A 12,527-nucleotide genomic window follows, 5' to 3' on the forward strand; every position below is an offset into this window, starting at 1 on the left:
CTGCCCAAGAACGTCCGGTCGAGGATGAATTCGCGTGGTTGCGCGGAGGGAAGGAGCGTCAGGACCACCCGGGCGACGTCGGCCGGCTGGATGGGATGCCGATCAAAAAAGCGCTCCACACAGCGGATGACGGAGGCGTTGTGCGCGCTTCCAGGGAAGCGCGAGGCGAGTTCGGCATGCCGGACGTCCTTCCCCCCAAGGAGTGCGAGCACCATGAGGGAAAGCAACTCGACCTGGTTCTTGCGGAACTCCGGGAAGTGCGCGGTGAAGCAGCGGGTCAGCTTGGCCAGGACATCGGGAGACGCGTTCTGTTCTCGCGTCTCAGCCGAACTTTTTCAAGCCCCCCGGGAAAGTGTCGGGTACTGAGGGGCGGCCCCGACGCCGCTCCTGCCGGGACGCCCGCCCCCGTGCGGGTCGGCGCGGCCCGCTAGACTGCGCGCATGAGTGTAGCGGCGAGCTCTCCGACCCTGATTCTGGCGTTCATGGCGGGGCTGGTGTCTTTTCTGAGTCCCTGCGTGCTGCCGCTGGTGCCCAGTTACCTGGGCGTGATCGGCGGGGCGCGCGCGCCCATCTCGCGGGCGCTGGGGTTCATTCTGGGCTTCGGGCTGGTGTTCATGGCGCTGGGGGCGACGGCCAGCAGCCTGGGCAGTCTGGTCTCGTCGCACAAGGCGGTGCTGGCGCAGGTATCGGCCGTGCTGATCATCTTCTTCGGGCTGGTCATGCTGGACCTGATCCGCCTGCCGCTGCTGATGCGGGACACGCGCGCCCTGGCCGACGCGGGCGGGTACGGCCCGGTGGCGCTGGGCGCGGCGTTCGCGTTCGGCTGGTCGCCGTGCCTGGGTCCGGCGCTGGGCAGCATCCTGGGACTGGCAGCCAGTACGGCCAGCCTGGGCAGCGGCGTGGCGCTGCTGGCGGCATACACGCTGGGGCTGGCGGCGCCGTTCCTGCTGGCCGCGCTGGTGTGGCACCGCCTGAACCTGCGCCGCCTGAACCGCTTCTCGGGTCTGTTCGAGCGGGTGGGCGGCGCCCTGCTGGTGGTCGTGGGGGTCATGATGCTGACCGGGCAGTTCACGCGTCTGGCGACGTTCTTCTATCAGGTGATGCCCACCTGGATGCGCGTCTGACGGGGCCTGACCCCAGCCCGGTGGACCGCATTGCCACGGAGGCCGGGTCCGATGCGGGCTTCGCGCTGCAGCTGCGGGACGTATGGCTACGCCTGGGCCGCGAGGTGATCCTGCGCGGCGTGACACTGGACGTTCCGGCCGGGCAGGGCGTGACGCTGCTGGGCGAGAATGGAGCCGGGAAGACCACGTTGCTGCGGCTGTTCGGAGCGGGCCTGAAGCCCACGCGCGGCGAGGGGCGCGTGCTGGGCTTCGACCTGCGCGACAACCGCTCGGTGCGCGAGTGCGTGCACCTGATGCCGGTGGACGGCGGCCTGTACCCGGACCTGACCTGCGAGGAGAACCTGCGCTTCGCCCTGACCATGCACGGCCAGTCGGGCGACGTGGGGGCGGCCCTGCGGCGCGTGGACCTGCACGGGGCCGCCACGCGCCGCGCGCGGTTCCTGTCGGCGGGCATGCGTAAGCGGCTGGCCCTGGCCCGCGCGCACCTGCTGGCGCGGCCGGTCACGCTCGTCGACGAGCCGTTCGCGAACCTCGACGGTGCCGGGCGGCAACTGGTGCTGAACCTGCTCGGTGACCTGCACGGTGCGGGCGGTACGCTGGTCATCGCGGCGCACGAGCCGGAACTGGCGCGGCAGGTCGCACCCCGCACCCTGCGCCTGTCGGGGGGCGTACTGAGTGAGGCCCCGGCGGTGGGCGCGTGAGCCGCGCCGAGGCCCTGCGGGTCGTGCGGGCGGTCGCGGCCAAGGACCTGCGCGTGGCAGGCCGCACCCGCGACACCCTGCTCGCCACCGCCTTCTTTGCGGGACTGGTCCTGCTGGTCCTGGGCCTGGCCCTGAGCGGCACGGCCCGCAGTGACGCGCAGTCGGCGGCGCTGGCAGCCGGGTCGATCTGGACGGCGCTGGCGCTGGCGGCCGCCGTGGGCGCGCAGCGGGCCTTCGCGCAGGAGCAGGAGGCGGGCGCGCTGGAACAACTGCTGCTGTATCCCGGCCCGCACGGAGCGCTGTACCTGGGCAAACTGCTGGGGGTGCTGGGGCCGCTGCTGCTGGTCGCGGCGTTCACGGTTCCGGCGGGACTGATCCTGTTCGGCGCCGCCGAGACCGGGCGGAGCGTGCCCTGGGCCGGGCTGGTGCTGACGACCCTGCTGGGTGTGCTGGGCTTCGCGGCCGGAACGACCCTCTACGGCAGCGTGACCGTCAGCCTGCGCGCCCGCGAGGCGCTGCTGCCCGCCCTGGCCTTCCCGATCCTGGTGCCGGCCGTGATCGCCACCGTGAAGGCCACCACGCTGCTGCTCTCGGGCATCTGGAACGCCGAGGTGAGTACCTGGCTGACCTTCCTGGCGGTATTTGACGCGGCGACCATCATCCTGGCCACCCTGCTGTTCCCCTACGCCGCCGAAGGGTAAGGGCCGGAAAGGCAGGGGCGGGGGACGGTCAGTCGCGGGCGACGAGCACCACGGCGCACCCGTCAGAGTCGGCGGTGGTCTCGGTGGGCGTGTCGATAATGGCATGAAGGTCGAAGTAGCCTTTCTTGTGGAAGACGCTGCTGCGGTCCAGGGCGGCGGCGAGGCTCTCGCGGGCAACCATGTAATTGTTGAACACCTGCGTACCCGTGTCGCTCTCGCCTGCCAGGGACGGGCGGTGGTCAGCGCCGTTGAACGCACCCGTGAACACGAAGCTGCTGCCCACGCGGTACGGGCCGAAGGTGAGGCCGTGGTGGGTGTAGGCCGTGGCGGGTCCGTCGCTGTACGCCTGTCCGGGCACAGCCGGATGCTGGGCGCGCAGCTCGCCGTTCAGCAGCGCGTGGTACCCGGCCTGCCCATTCCCGAAACCGTCCGTGGGGGTGAACCCGGCGGCGGCCAGCGCGGCGTTCATGCGCGCGGTGGCCTGTTCGGGCGTGCGGGCAAAACGGTCGATCAGGACCAGGTTGATGGGTTCGCGCAGGGTGCGCCCCCGGTACGGTTCGCCGTTCCATACGGCGCGCCTCAGGGGTGAGCCGGGAACGCCGGTCAGCAGCCACAGACCCAGGTCGCCCACGTCCGGAACGTCCCGGAACACGTCGCCGGGGCCGGGCTGGAAGGTCACGGCCTGCGGCGCGGCTGCCCCGCCCGGCGATCCGATCAGCAGGCAGGCCGCCAGCAGGCGGGCGGGCAGGCGGCGGGCAGGAGCGGGGGCAGGCTGGGTCACAGGTCATCCTCGGGCGTAGGGGACAGAAGCAGGGGCGGCCGGGAGACGGCGGTCCTGGAGCGCTCATGATACCGCGGGGGGCGCGGGTCTGGTGCGGCGCGTGGGGACACTCGCACTTGCCCGCATAGGCGCCTGGGCGCGATGCTGCGGGTATTCGGTTGGAATGCCCGGCGCGGTGACCGTCACGGTCCCAACTCACGTCCGGGGTTCAGAATGGGGGGAGCGACATGAAGAGAGACCTCACGACAACACTGCTGGGCGGCGCGACTGTGGTCACGCTGCTGATCGCGGTCGGACTGGGCCTGAGTGCGCCGCTGGACATCAATCAGGGGTCGCTGGTGCGGCTGATGTTCGTGCATGTGCCCAGCGCGTGGCTGAGTTACCTCGCGTACGGCGGCACGGGCCTGTTCGGGCTGCTGTACCTGTTGCAGCGTCAGCGCCGCTGGGACCGGCTGGCGATGGCCAGCGCCGAGATCGGGGTGCTGTTCACGGTGGCGACCATCGTGGGCGGGATGCTGTGGGCCAAGCCGACCTGGGGCACGTACTGGGTCTGGGACGCCCGCCTGACGACCACCGCGCTGAGCCTCGTGGTGTACGGCGGGTACCTGTTGATCCGTTCGCTGATCGACGATCCGGAACGCCGGGCGCGCGTGTCGGCCGTGGTGGGCATCGTGGGGACGCTGTACGTGCCCGTGAATTACATGGCGGTCGAGTGGTGGCGCGGCGTGCACCAGACGCAGACGCTGAAACTGCTCGGTAAACCACGATTCGACGCGGCTCCGATCTACGGCTGGGTGCTCCTCATGGCGGTCGTGGCCTTCACGTTCCTGTATCTGTACATGCTGCGGGTGCGCGGCACACTGGCCGCCCGTGAGGAAGCCCGTGAGGAACGCGAACTGATGAATGAACTGGGCGTGTCTCACGCCCGCGTGGAGGTAGCCCGTGGATAAGTACACCGCTTACGTGGTGGTCGTGTACGTCGTGACATTCGTGCTGCTGGTCGGGTACCTCGCCTGGATCTGGCTGCGGCTGCGTGCCACACGTGACGAAGCAGCAGGCGGAGCGCCGCGGTGAGCGACCCGTCCTCTCCCCTGCCCCCGGGCGGGCAGCTGGGGCAGGCCCGGCGGCGGCGGCGCAGTCCCTGGCCGGCCGTTCTCGGCGTGGCCGCGCTGGTGGGCCTGACGGGCTTTATCGCATTCGGGAACCTGAACCGCTCGCTGGAGTACTTTGTCACGCCCACCGAGTACCAGCAGCAGCAGGCGCAGCTTCAGGGCCGCTTGATCCGCATCGGCGGGCTGGTCCGGGACGTGCAGTACGACCCGCAGTCCCTGAACCTCCGCTTTGTGGTCTCGGACGGCGGGGCCAGCTTCCCCGTACAGTACCAGGGGGCCGTCAGCGACCTGTTCAAGGAGAATCAGGGCGTGGTCGTGCGCGGTGAGTTCGAGGGGAACACCTTCCACGCTTCGGACCTGGTGGTCAAGCACAGCGAGGAGTACAGGGTCCCGAAAACGCAGGCGGAACTCAAGGACCTGCTGAAAACCACCGAGTAAGCCAGGCGCTGTGCCCGGCCACGCAGCATCGCCGGCCGCCCGGTGCGGGCCGGGGCTCTGCCACCGCCCTGCGCGGCCCCATCAGAGAGGTGACCCGTTGTGAATGTGCTGAACCTGATCTCGTTCTCCTCCAGTCCGCTGGGCGCGCTGGGGCAACTGAGCCTGCTGGGCGCGCTGGCCTTCAGCGTGGGGGGGCTGCTGCTGTCGGTGCTGGGTGGCCTGCGCGGCGACGCCCGCGTGACCGAGGCGGCCCGCCGCTCCACCTGGGCGGTGTTCGCGCTGCTGACGCTGGGTATCCTGATCCTGCTGACGGCGCTGCTGCGTGACGATTTCACGGTGCGGTTCGTGGCCGAACATTCCATGCGGGCCTCTCCGACCTGGGTGAAGGTCACGGCGCTGTGGGGGGCGCTGGAGGGCAGCATTCTGCTGTGGACGTGGCTGCTGGGCGGCTTTAGCTTCATCCTGAGCCTCACGCTGCGCCGCGACGCGCTGCGGCCCTGGGCGCTGGGCGCGATGTTCGTGAGCCTGCTGTTCTTCGTGGGCGTGGTGGCCACGGTCGCCTCGCCGTTCACGCCGGTGGCGACCGTACCGCTGGACGGGCGCGGCCCGAACCCGGCCCTGCAGAACCACTGGATGATGGCCGTGCACCCGGTGCTGCTGTACCTGGGGTTCGTGGGCCTGAGCGTGCCGTTCGCGTACGCGGTCGCGGCGCTCGTCACGGGCCGCCTGTCGGATCACTGGGTGGTCGTCACGCGCCGCTGGACGCTGATTGCCTGGGCGTTCCTGACGGCCGCCATCGTGGCCGGCGGCTGGTGGAGCTACGAGACGCTCGGCTGGGGCGGGTACTGGGCGTGGGACCCGGTCGAGAACGCCAGTTTCATTCCGTGGCTACTGACCACCGCGTTCCTGCACTCCATTCAGATTCAGGAACGCCGGGGCCTGATGCGCTCGTGGAACGTGTGGCTGATCGTACTGGCGTACTCCAGCACCGTGCTCGGCACCTTCCTGAACCGCAGCGGCATCGTGCAGAGCGTGCACGCCTTCGCGGGCGGACCGGTCGGGCCGGTGTTCCTGGGCTTCCTGGCGTTCCTGCTGGTATCGGGCACGCTGCTGGCCGCGTGGCGCGCCCCGGCCCTGCGCGACGAGGCCGAGCCGCCCGCCCCGCTGAGCCGCGAGAGCGCGTTTCTGGCCGGAAACTGGCTGTTCCTGGTGTTCGCGGTGATGGTACTGGTGGGTACCCTGTTCCCAACGTTCGTGGAGGCCGCGCAGGGACGCCGGGACGCCAGCGTCGGCCCGGCCTTCTACAACGCGTTCGCCATTCCGCTGGGGCTGGGCCTGCTGGCCCTGATGGGCGTGGGGCCGCTGCTGCCGTGGCGGCGCGCGGATGGCCAGAGCGTGCAGCGGGCGCTCGTCCCGCTCATGGTCAGCGGCGCGGCCGCCGCCGCCGTGGCCTTCGCGCTGGGCGTGCGGCACGCCGGGGTGCTGGGGACGATCGCCCTCTCGGCGTATAACGTGGTGGGCCTGATCCTGCTGAGTAAGCGCGCCGCCCGGCAGGCCGGGGGTCTGGGCGCGGCGCTGGGCGCGCAGCCACGCCGCTACGGCGCGTACCTGGCGCACCTGGGATTGATCGTGGTGGCGCTGGGCCTGGCGTTCAGCGGGTCGTTCCGGCGGGACGCGCAGGTGACCTTGAACCTGAACGCCGCGCCCGTCACACTGCTGGCCGAGCGCCTGCAACTGACCGGCCTGGAATCCGTGACCCGCAGGGACGGGAAGGCGGTCGTGGCGAACGTTCAGATTGACGGGCGGCCCTTCCAGGCGCGGCTGAACACGTACACGCAGGGCGGCAACACCGCCTTCCCGTCGCCCGCCGTGCGCTACGGCCCGCTGGGTGACACCTACCTCGTGATGACCAGCGTGGACCCCGGCGGCCGGTGGGCCAGCGTGCGCCTGATCGAGTCGCCGCTGGTGTCGTGGATCTGGTGGGGCACCCTGATCATCTGCGGGGGCGCTGCCCTCACGCTGGCCTCGCCCCGCCGGGCCACCGTGCGGGCGCCGTCCGGACTGGCCGCCGCGACCGACTAATGGAGGGGTTCCGGTGCTTTCCCGGCAGGGCGCAATGTGAGCTTCAAGGTACTTAAGTACCCGCATCCCTCTCCCGTCCCTTCACCGCCTGCGCGGCCACGTTTACCGGACGAACTGCGCCGGTTCCAGACCCCCGAAAAGGCCAGACCCTAAAAAAGGACCCCTATGACCCACACGCCTCCTTCCTCCCCGAACCCACAGGCGCCCGCGTGGCGGCGCTTCCTGCCTCCCCTGATCGCGGCGGCCCTGGTGGCCAGCCTGGGCGCGGCGCTGCTGCAACCCGCGCGTAACGCCACGACCGGCGGGCCGCTGATCGGCAAGCCCGCCCCGGCCTTCACCCTGGACAGCCTGGACGGCGCGGAGGTCAGCCTGACCAGCCTGCGGGGCCGCCCGGTCGTGCTGAATTTCTGGGCGTCGTGGTGCGGACCGTGCCGCGAGGAAGCCCCGATGTTCCGTGAACTGAGCGCCCGGCAGGCCGGCGGGAACGGTCTGGCGGTCGTGGGCGTGCTGTTTCAGGAGACGAACGAGCAGAGTGCGCGGGACTTTATCCGCGAGTACGCGCTGGCGTACCCGAACCTGAAAGACCCGGGCATCAATACCGGCGTGGAGTACGGCGTGAGCGGCATTCCGGAAACGGTCTTCATTGACCGAGACGGCGTGGTGCAGCACATGGACCGGGGCGGACTGACACGCGAACGCCTGAACGTCGGCCTGGAAAAGATCGGCGTGCCCGCCCTGTGAGCCGTCCCGTGCTGGCCGCCCTGCTGGGCCTCCTGGCGCTCCTGGCGGGCTGGAGCCGGAGCGCAGCGCAGACCGGCGCGCCGACCCTGACGCCCGCGCAGGAGCAGCGCGCCCTGGCGATTCAGAAGAACCTGCGCTGCCCGCTGTGCGATACCGGCGAGTCCATCTCGGATTCCCGCAGTGACATCAGCGTGAAGATGCGCGAGTCCGTGCGCGAGCAGGTGGCCGCCGGACGCACGGACGGGGACATCTACGTGTTCTTCTCGCAGCGGTACGGGAATTTCGTGCTGCTCGACCCGCCCAAGACCGGCCGGGGCCTGCTGCTGTGGGGCGCGCCCCTGCTGGCGCTGGCGCTGGGCGGCGTGTTTCTGTGGTCGTTCCTGCGCCGCGCTCCGGGCCACGCGGGTTCCGCCGCCCCGGACGAGGCCTTCGATCCGTTCCTCGAACAGGTGCGCCGCGAGACCCGCGCGCCCGGCGACCCCACCGACAGAGGGAAAGCGTGAGCGTCCTGAGCTTGATCCTGATCGTGGGGGCCGCGCTGTGGGTGGTGCTCGAACCCCTGCGGTCCGGTCAGCCCAGCGACCCGGACGCCCCGGAACGCGACCGCCTGAGTACCCAGCAGGCGCAGCTGTACGCGGAACTCGCGGCGCTGCCGGGGGAACCGGACGGCGACCGCCGCCGACCGGACCTGGAACGCCGCGCCGCGCTGACCCTGCGCGCCCTGGACGCCCTGCCCCCCCAGCCGCGCCCCGCGCCGCGCACCCGCACCCTGGCCCTGATCGCGCTGGCCGCCGCCTTCGCCCTGACGGTGGTGGGCGCCGTGACCTTCGTGCCGCGCTGGCAACTGGCGTCGCTGCAACCGTCAGAGGCGGCCAGCGTGCAGGCCACGCTGCGCCTGCCGGGGCTGAAAGCGCAGGCCGAGCGGACCGGCGCGGCCGCCGATTACCTCGCGTGGGGCAAAGCGGCCTTCGATTCCTCCCGCTACGATCAGGCGGTCACGGCGTACGGGAACGCCCTGAAACTCGACCCCCGGCAACCCGAGGCGCTGCGCCGGCTGGGCATCCTGCTGCTCACGCGCGGCGAGCAGACCGGGCAGCCCCTGAGTGCCGAGGACGCGCAGCGGGCCGCGCTGCTGATCCGCACGGGCGCGCAACTCGCGCCGAAAGAACCGGAATCACAGTTGCTGCTGGGCTTCGCGCTTGCCCGTTTCGGCGAGGACGACCAGGCCCTCGCGGCGCTGGAACGCTACCGCACCCTGGACCCCAGCGGCCGCGACGCCGACGACCTGATCACCGCCATCCGCGCCCGCCAGAACGACAGCGACCCGGCGCTCCGCGTGTACGCCGCCAGTTGCGCCAGTTGCCACGGCCCCAGCGGCGGCGGTGGCCTGGGCCCCAGCCTGCGGGAATCGGCCCTGACCCGCGAGGCCGCGCGGCAGGTCATCGTGCAGGGCAGGGGCGCCATGCCCGCCTACCCGAACCTGAGCAGCCGTGACCTGAACGCCCTGCTGAAGCTGCTGGGCAGCTGGCAGAACACGGGAGGGCGCTGAACGTGCCGGGCGACCCCAGCCCGACCCCGGCCCGCCGCCTGACCCGCCGTGCCCTGCTGGACCGCTGGTGGCTGTTTCCGGTCGCCGGAACGGCCGGAGCGTTCGGGTACATGGGCTGGTACGCCACGCGCGTCATGACCGGAAAACGCTCGCCCGGCACACCTGACTTCCGCGCGGCGCCGCCTGCGCGTGTGGCGGCCCTGAGCGACCTGAGCGGCGAGTGGGCCGAGCGGACCTTCACGTACGCGGGGCGACCCTGCACGGCGCTGCGCGTCCCGCAGGACGTGCCGGGCGCCCTGCCGGACGGCGGATCGTTCCTGATCGCGTACTCGCGGGTGTGCACGCACCTGGGCTGCCACGTGAACCTCGTGCGCGACCCAGAGATCCTGGCCTTCGCCTTTAACTACCGTCCGCCGAGCGACGAGCAGCACCCGCAACTGGGATGCCGCTGCCATTACAGTGTGTTCGACCCGCTGCGGGCCGGCGAGGCCGTGTTCGGCAAGGCGCTGCTGCCCCTGCCGCGCGTGCAGTTGCAGCGGCGCGGCGCGGACCTGTGGGCCACCGGCATCGAGCCCGCCCCGGAGTTCACGGGATGATACGGACGCTGGATGATCCGGGCCGCGAACCGGGTCGCCAGCGTGCGCGACCCAGCTCAACGCGCGCGCTAGAGTTCCGGAAATGCAATTACCGTTCATCGTGAGTGCCGGAGAGGCCCTGACCGACCTCGTGACCGCCGGGGGGAATGCCTGGCACGCCCATCCGGGCGGCGCCGCCTGGAACGTGGCGCGGGCGTGCGCGTCACTGGGGGTGCCGAGCGCGTTTGCTGGGGCGGTGGGGCAGGACAACTTCGGGGATGACCTGATCCGCGCGTCCATGGCGGCCGGACTGGACATGCGCTTCGTGCAGCGCGTACCCGCCCCGACCCTGCTGGCGGTGGTGTACAGCGCCGACCCGCCCGCGTACCGTTTCCTGGGGGAGAACAGCGCCGACCTGCACTTCGATCCCACGCGCCTGCCCGCCGGGTGGCTGCGCGGGGCCCGCTGGCTGCACGTGGGCGGCATCAGCCTGGCGCGCTGGCCGCTGGCAGACACGCTGCTGGGCCTGATCGAAACGGCCCGCGCGGCCGGCGTGAAGATCAGCTTCGACCCGAACGCCCGTGTCACCCACCGCCACCCGGATTACCCCGAGGTGTTCGAGTCCGTCGCCCGCCGCGCGGACCTGATGAAATTCAGTGACGAGGACCTCGCGTTCTTCTTTCCCGGTGTCAGCGAGGCGGACGTGCTGCGCCGCCTGAGGAACCTGAACGCCCAGGCACCCATCATCATCACGCGCGGCGCGCAGGGCGCGGCCCTGTACCACGCGGCCGGACAGGCGAACCTACCCGCCGCGCCCGTGCAGGTCGTGGATACCGTGGGGGCCGGGGACGCCCTGTGCGCGGGCCTGCTCGTCAGCGCCTCCGAGCGCCCCGCCGCCCCGTGGAGTGAGCACCTGCGCGTCGGCCTGAACGCCGCCGCCGCGGCCTGCGCGCACGCCGGTGCGTACGCACCCACACGCGCCGACCTGAGTCTGTAGGCGTCGATGGTTCAACAGTGGTGGTTGCTGAGTACACTGCGTTTATCTTGTCGATAAACCGCGCGGAGTGCGGCTCCATACCGCGAAGGGGCGTCTGCCCTTTCTCCTCGCGTCCGCTCGGACTGATTCAGAAGTGCACCGAATCAATCGGAATCCGTATCAGGCCGGGTTGGCCCAGTACGCCCAGGTGTGCCTGCCCGCGCAGGTCGCCGTGAACTCCAGCCCACGTCTGCTGACCCTGCCCGGCTGACCGCACGCCGCGCACACCGGCTTGGCCGGCGTGTTGCCACCACAGTCGGCGCACTTCAGGTCGTACCCTACCCGTACCTCCCGAACTGCACCGTCACGTTCACGGACGAGCAGGCGCGGCACGCCACATCCGGGCGGGGCCGCACCTGCGCCTGCCTCTCCTGCGACGTGCGGACGCTCGCCGCTGAACGATGCCCTTTACGCACGGTTTACGCTCCGCTCTCTTCCATGCGCCAGATGTCCTGCGGCGTTTCGCGCTGGCGGATGACGGTCCACTGGCCGCGTTCCCAGAGGAGTTCGGGGGGGCGGGGGCGGGTGAGGTAGTTGCTGCTCATGGCGGCGCCGTACGCACCGGCTTCGTGGATGGCCAGGAGGTCGCCAGGGTGGGGGGTGGGCAGGGTCACGTCGCGGCCCAGCAGGTCGCCGCTCTCGCAGGCGGGACCGGCGAGGTCCCACTGGGCCGTCCCGCTGCGCTGCCAGAGGGGGGTGACGGGGTGCTGCGCGCCGTACAGCATGGGGCGCAGGAGTTCGGTCATGCCGGCGTCGAGCAGGGCGAAGCGGCGACCGGTGGTTTTGGTGCCGACCACGCGGGTGAGGAGGGTCCCGGCGGTGGCGACAAGGGAGCGGCCGGGTTCGACCCACAGCTGGGCGCCGAAGATGGCGGCGGCGGCGTGCGCTTCGCGGGCGATGCCGGGCAGGTCCGCGTCGATGCCCCAGCCGCCCCCGGCGTCCAGGACGGCCAGCGGGCCGGTGTGGGGGCGCAGGTCGTTCAGGCGGGCGAACGCGGCCGTGAAGTCCTGCGCGTCGCGGATGGCGCTGCCGATATGGACGTGCAGGCCCAGGGCGGTGTGCCCGGCGGCGCGCAGGGCGTTCAGCACGCGCGGGGCCTGTTCGGGGGTGACGCCGAATTTGCTGTCGGCTGAGCCGGTGGCAAGGTGCTCGTGGGTGCTGACGTTCAGGGCGGGGTTCACACGGAGCAGGGCGCGGGAGGCGGGGGGCAGCAGGCCGACCTCTTCCTCGCGGTCGATGATGAACGTCGCGCCGAGCTGCGCGCCCAGGGCGTACTCGGCGGCACTCTTGGCGGGGCCGTTCACGATCAGGTGCTCGCCGGTCACGCCGACGTGCGCGGCGCGGGCGATCTCTCCGGCGCTGACGCATTCAAAGCCCACTTCCTGGGCCTGCAGGCGGCGCAGGACACTCAGGTTGGGGTTGGCTTTCATGGCGTAGTACACGCGGGCGTCCCCGAATGCGGCGCGGACGCGGGCCACCGAGGCGTCGAGTTCGGCGGCGTCGTAGGCGTACAGGGGTGTGCCGTAGTGCTGCGCGGCGGCGTGAAGGGCGTCGGCGGGGATGCTCATGCCGGGAGTGTACCGGGCGGCCCGCGGTGGGGTGGGGGCCGGGTGGTGGGGTCCACACCGGCGCAGGGCCTCTGGGGGCGGGCTGGTCGGGGATGAGCGGCTTGAATTGCCGCGCACAT

The 12,527-nt window shown here is 71.2% G+C and carries 14 protein-coding genes and 1 pseudogene; 12 read left to right on the forward strand and 3 right to left on the reverse strand.

Annotated elements, in window-relative coordinates; all coding sequences use genetic code 11:
* A pseudogene (locus QZ271_RS09865) lies at positions 1–215 on the reverse strand (transposase); the annotation flags it as partial.
* Positions 216–440: 225 nt separating this feature from the next.
* On the opposite strand from QZ271_RS09865, the gene QZ271_RS09870 reads away from it, so the two are divergent.
* From QZ271_RS09870 to QZ271_RS09880, 3 genes are read left to right on the forward strand one after another with little or no spacing between them, the layout of a single operon-like run.
* Entirely contained in the window at positions 441–1,124 is a 684-nt protein-coding gene (locus QZ271_RS09870; RefSeq protein ID WP_291430984.1) for a cytochrome c biogenesis CcdA family protein, read from the forward strand.
* 20 nt (positions 1,125–1,144) lie between these two features.
* Positions 1,145–1,825, forward strand: a complete 681-nt coding sequence (locus tag QZ271_RS09875; RefSeq protein ID WP_291430986.1) for an ABC transporter ATP-binding protein — start codon at positions 1,145–1,147, stop codon at positions 1,823–1,825.
* A complete protein-coding gene (locus QZ271_RS09880; protein ID WP_291430987.1) occupies positions 1,822–2,526 on the forward strand; it encodes a heme exporter protein CcmB in 705 nt (234 codons plus the stop codon). Before QZ271_RS09875 ends, QZ271_RS09880 begins: the two co-directional genes overlap by 4 nt.
* 28 nt (positions 2,527–2,554) lie before the next feature.
* Here QZ271_RS09880 and QZ271_RS09885 read toward each other — a convergent pair whose 3' ends face one another.
* Positions 2,555–3,307 (reverse strand): hypothetical protein, encoded by a 753-nt coding sequence (locus QZ271_RS09885; protein ID WP_291430989.1) that lies wholly within the window; start codon positions 3,305–3,307, stop codon positions 2,555–2,557.
* Positions 3,308–3,534: 227 nt separating this feature from the next.
* Between QZ271_RS09885 and ccsA the strand changes: the two genes are divergently transcribed.
* From ccsA to QZ271_RS09930, 9 genes are all read left to right on the forward strand, one after another.
* Complete coding sequence (ccsA, locus tag QZ271_RS09890; RefSeq protein WP_291430991.1) at positions 3,535–4,257, forward strand: cytochrome c biogenesis protein CcsA; 723 nt, start codon at positions 3,535–3,537, stop codon at positions 4,255–4,257.
* The gene (locus QZ271_RS09895) at positions 4,250–4,381 is read left to right on the forward strand and encodes a hypothetical protein (protein WP_291430992.1); all 132 of its coding nucleotides are present in this window, start codon (positions 4,250–4,252) and stop codon (positions 4,379–4,381) included. Before ccsA ends, QZ271_RS09895 begins: the two co-directional genes overlap by 8 nt.
* Positions 4,378–4,857: a cytochrome c maturation protein CcmE gene (gene ccmE / locus QZ271_RS09900; RefSeq protein ID WP_291430994.1), complete on the forward strand. Its 480-nt coding sequence runs from the start codon at positions 4,378–4,380 to the stop codon at positions 4,855–4,857. The genes QZ271_RS09895 and ccmE overlap by 4 nt, the downstream gene beginning before the upstream one ends.
* Positions 4,858–4,962: 105 nt before the next feature.
* The gene (locus tag QZ271_RS09905; protein ID WP_291431034.1) at positions 4,963–6,939 is read left to right on the forward strand and encodes a heme lyase CcmF/NrfE family subunit; all 1,977 of its coding nucleotides are present in this window, start codon (positions 4,963–4,965) and stop codon (positions 6,937–6,939) included.
* A gap of 165 nt (positions 6,940–7,104) precedes the next feature.
* Entirely contained in the window at positions 7,105–7,680 is a 576-nt protein-coding gene (locus tag QZ271_RS09910) for a TlpA family protein disulfide reductase (protein WP_291430996.1), read from the forward strand.
* On the forward strand, positions 7,677–8,183 hold the full coding sequence (locus tag QZ271_RS09915; RefSeq protein ID WP_291430998.1) for a cytochrome c-type biogenesis protein CcmH: 507 nt from the start codon (positions 7,677–7,679) through the stop codon (positions 8,181–8,183). The genes QZ271_RS09910 and QZ271_RS09915 overlap by 4 nt, the downstream gene beginning before the upstream one ends.
* Entirely contained in the window at positions 8,180–9,229 is a 1,050-nt protein-coding gene (locus QZ271_RS09920) for a c-type cytochrome (RefSeq protein ID WP_291431000.1), read from the forward strand. The genes QZ271_RS09915 and QZ271_RS09920 overlap by 4 nt, the downstream gene beginning before the upstream one ends.
* A gap of 2 nt (positions 9,230–9,231) precedes the next feature.
* Entirely contained in the window at positions 9,232–9,825 is a 594-nt protein-coding gene (locus tag QZ271_RS09925) for a ubiquinol-cytochrome c reductase iron-sulfur subunit (protein WP_291431002.1), read from the forward strand.
* A gap of 82 nt (positions 9,826–9,907) precedes the next feature.
* Positions 9,908–10,801, forward strand: a complete 894-nt coding sequence (locus QZ271_RS09930; RefSeq protein ID WP_291431004.1) for a carbohydrate kinase — start codon at positions 9,908–9,910, stop codon at positions 10,799–10,801.
* Positions 10,802–11,259: 458 nt separating this feature from the next.
* Here the strand turns inward: QZ271_RS09930 and lysA are convergent, their stop codons facing one another.
* Positions 11,260–12,408 carry a diaminopimelate decarboxylase gene (gene lysA, locus QZ271_RS09935; protein ID WP_291431006.1) on the reverse strand — a complete coding sequence of 383 codons (1,149 nt, stop codon included), beginning with the start codon at positions 12,406–12,408 and terminating at the stop codon, positions 11,260–11,262.
* Between the last annotated feature and the right edge of the window lie 119 nt (positions 12,409–12,527).

Source organism: Deinococcus sp. (assembly GCF_018260555.1).
In the GTDB taxonomy this organism is placed as follows: domain Bacteria; phylum Deinococcota; class Deinococci; order Deinococcales; family Deinococcaceae; genus Deinococcus.

Bases quoted from the DNA above. Each gene is read 5' to 3' on its own strand.
- QZ271_RS09870 (WP_291430984.1), top strand. From the start codon at position 441: ATGAGTGTAGCGGCGAGCTCTCCGACCCTGATTCTGGCGTTCATGGCG.
- ccsA (WP_291430991.1), top strand. From the start codon at position 3,535: ATGAAGAGAGACCTCACGACAACACTGCTGGGCGGCGCGACTGTGGTC.
- QZ271_RS09910 (WP_291430996.1), top strand. From the start codon at position 7,105: ATGACCCACACGCCTCCTTCCTCCCCGAACCCACAGGCGCCCGCGTGG.
- QZ271_RS09930 (WP_291431004.1), top strand. From the start codon at position 9,908: ATGCAATTACCGTTCATCGTGAGTGCCGGAGAGGCCCTGACCGACCTC.
- lysA (WP_291431006.1), bottom strand. From the start codon at position 12,408: ATGAGCATCCCCGCCGACGCCCTTCACGCCGCCGCGCAGCACTACGGC.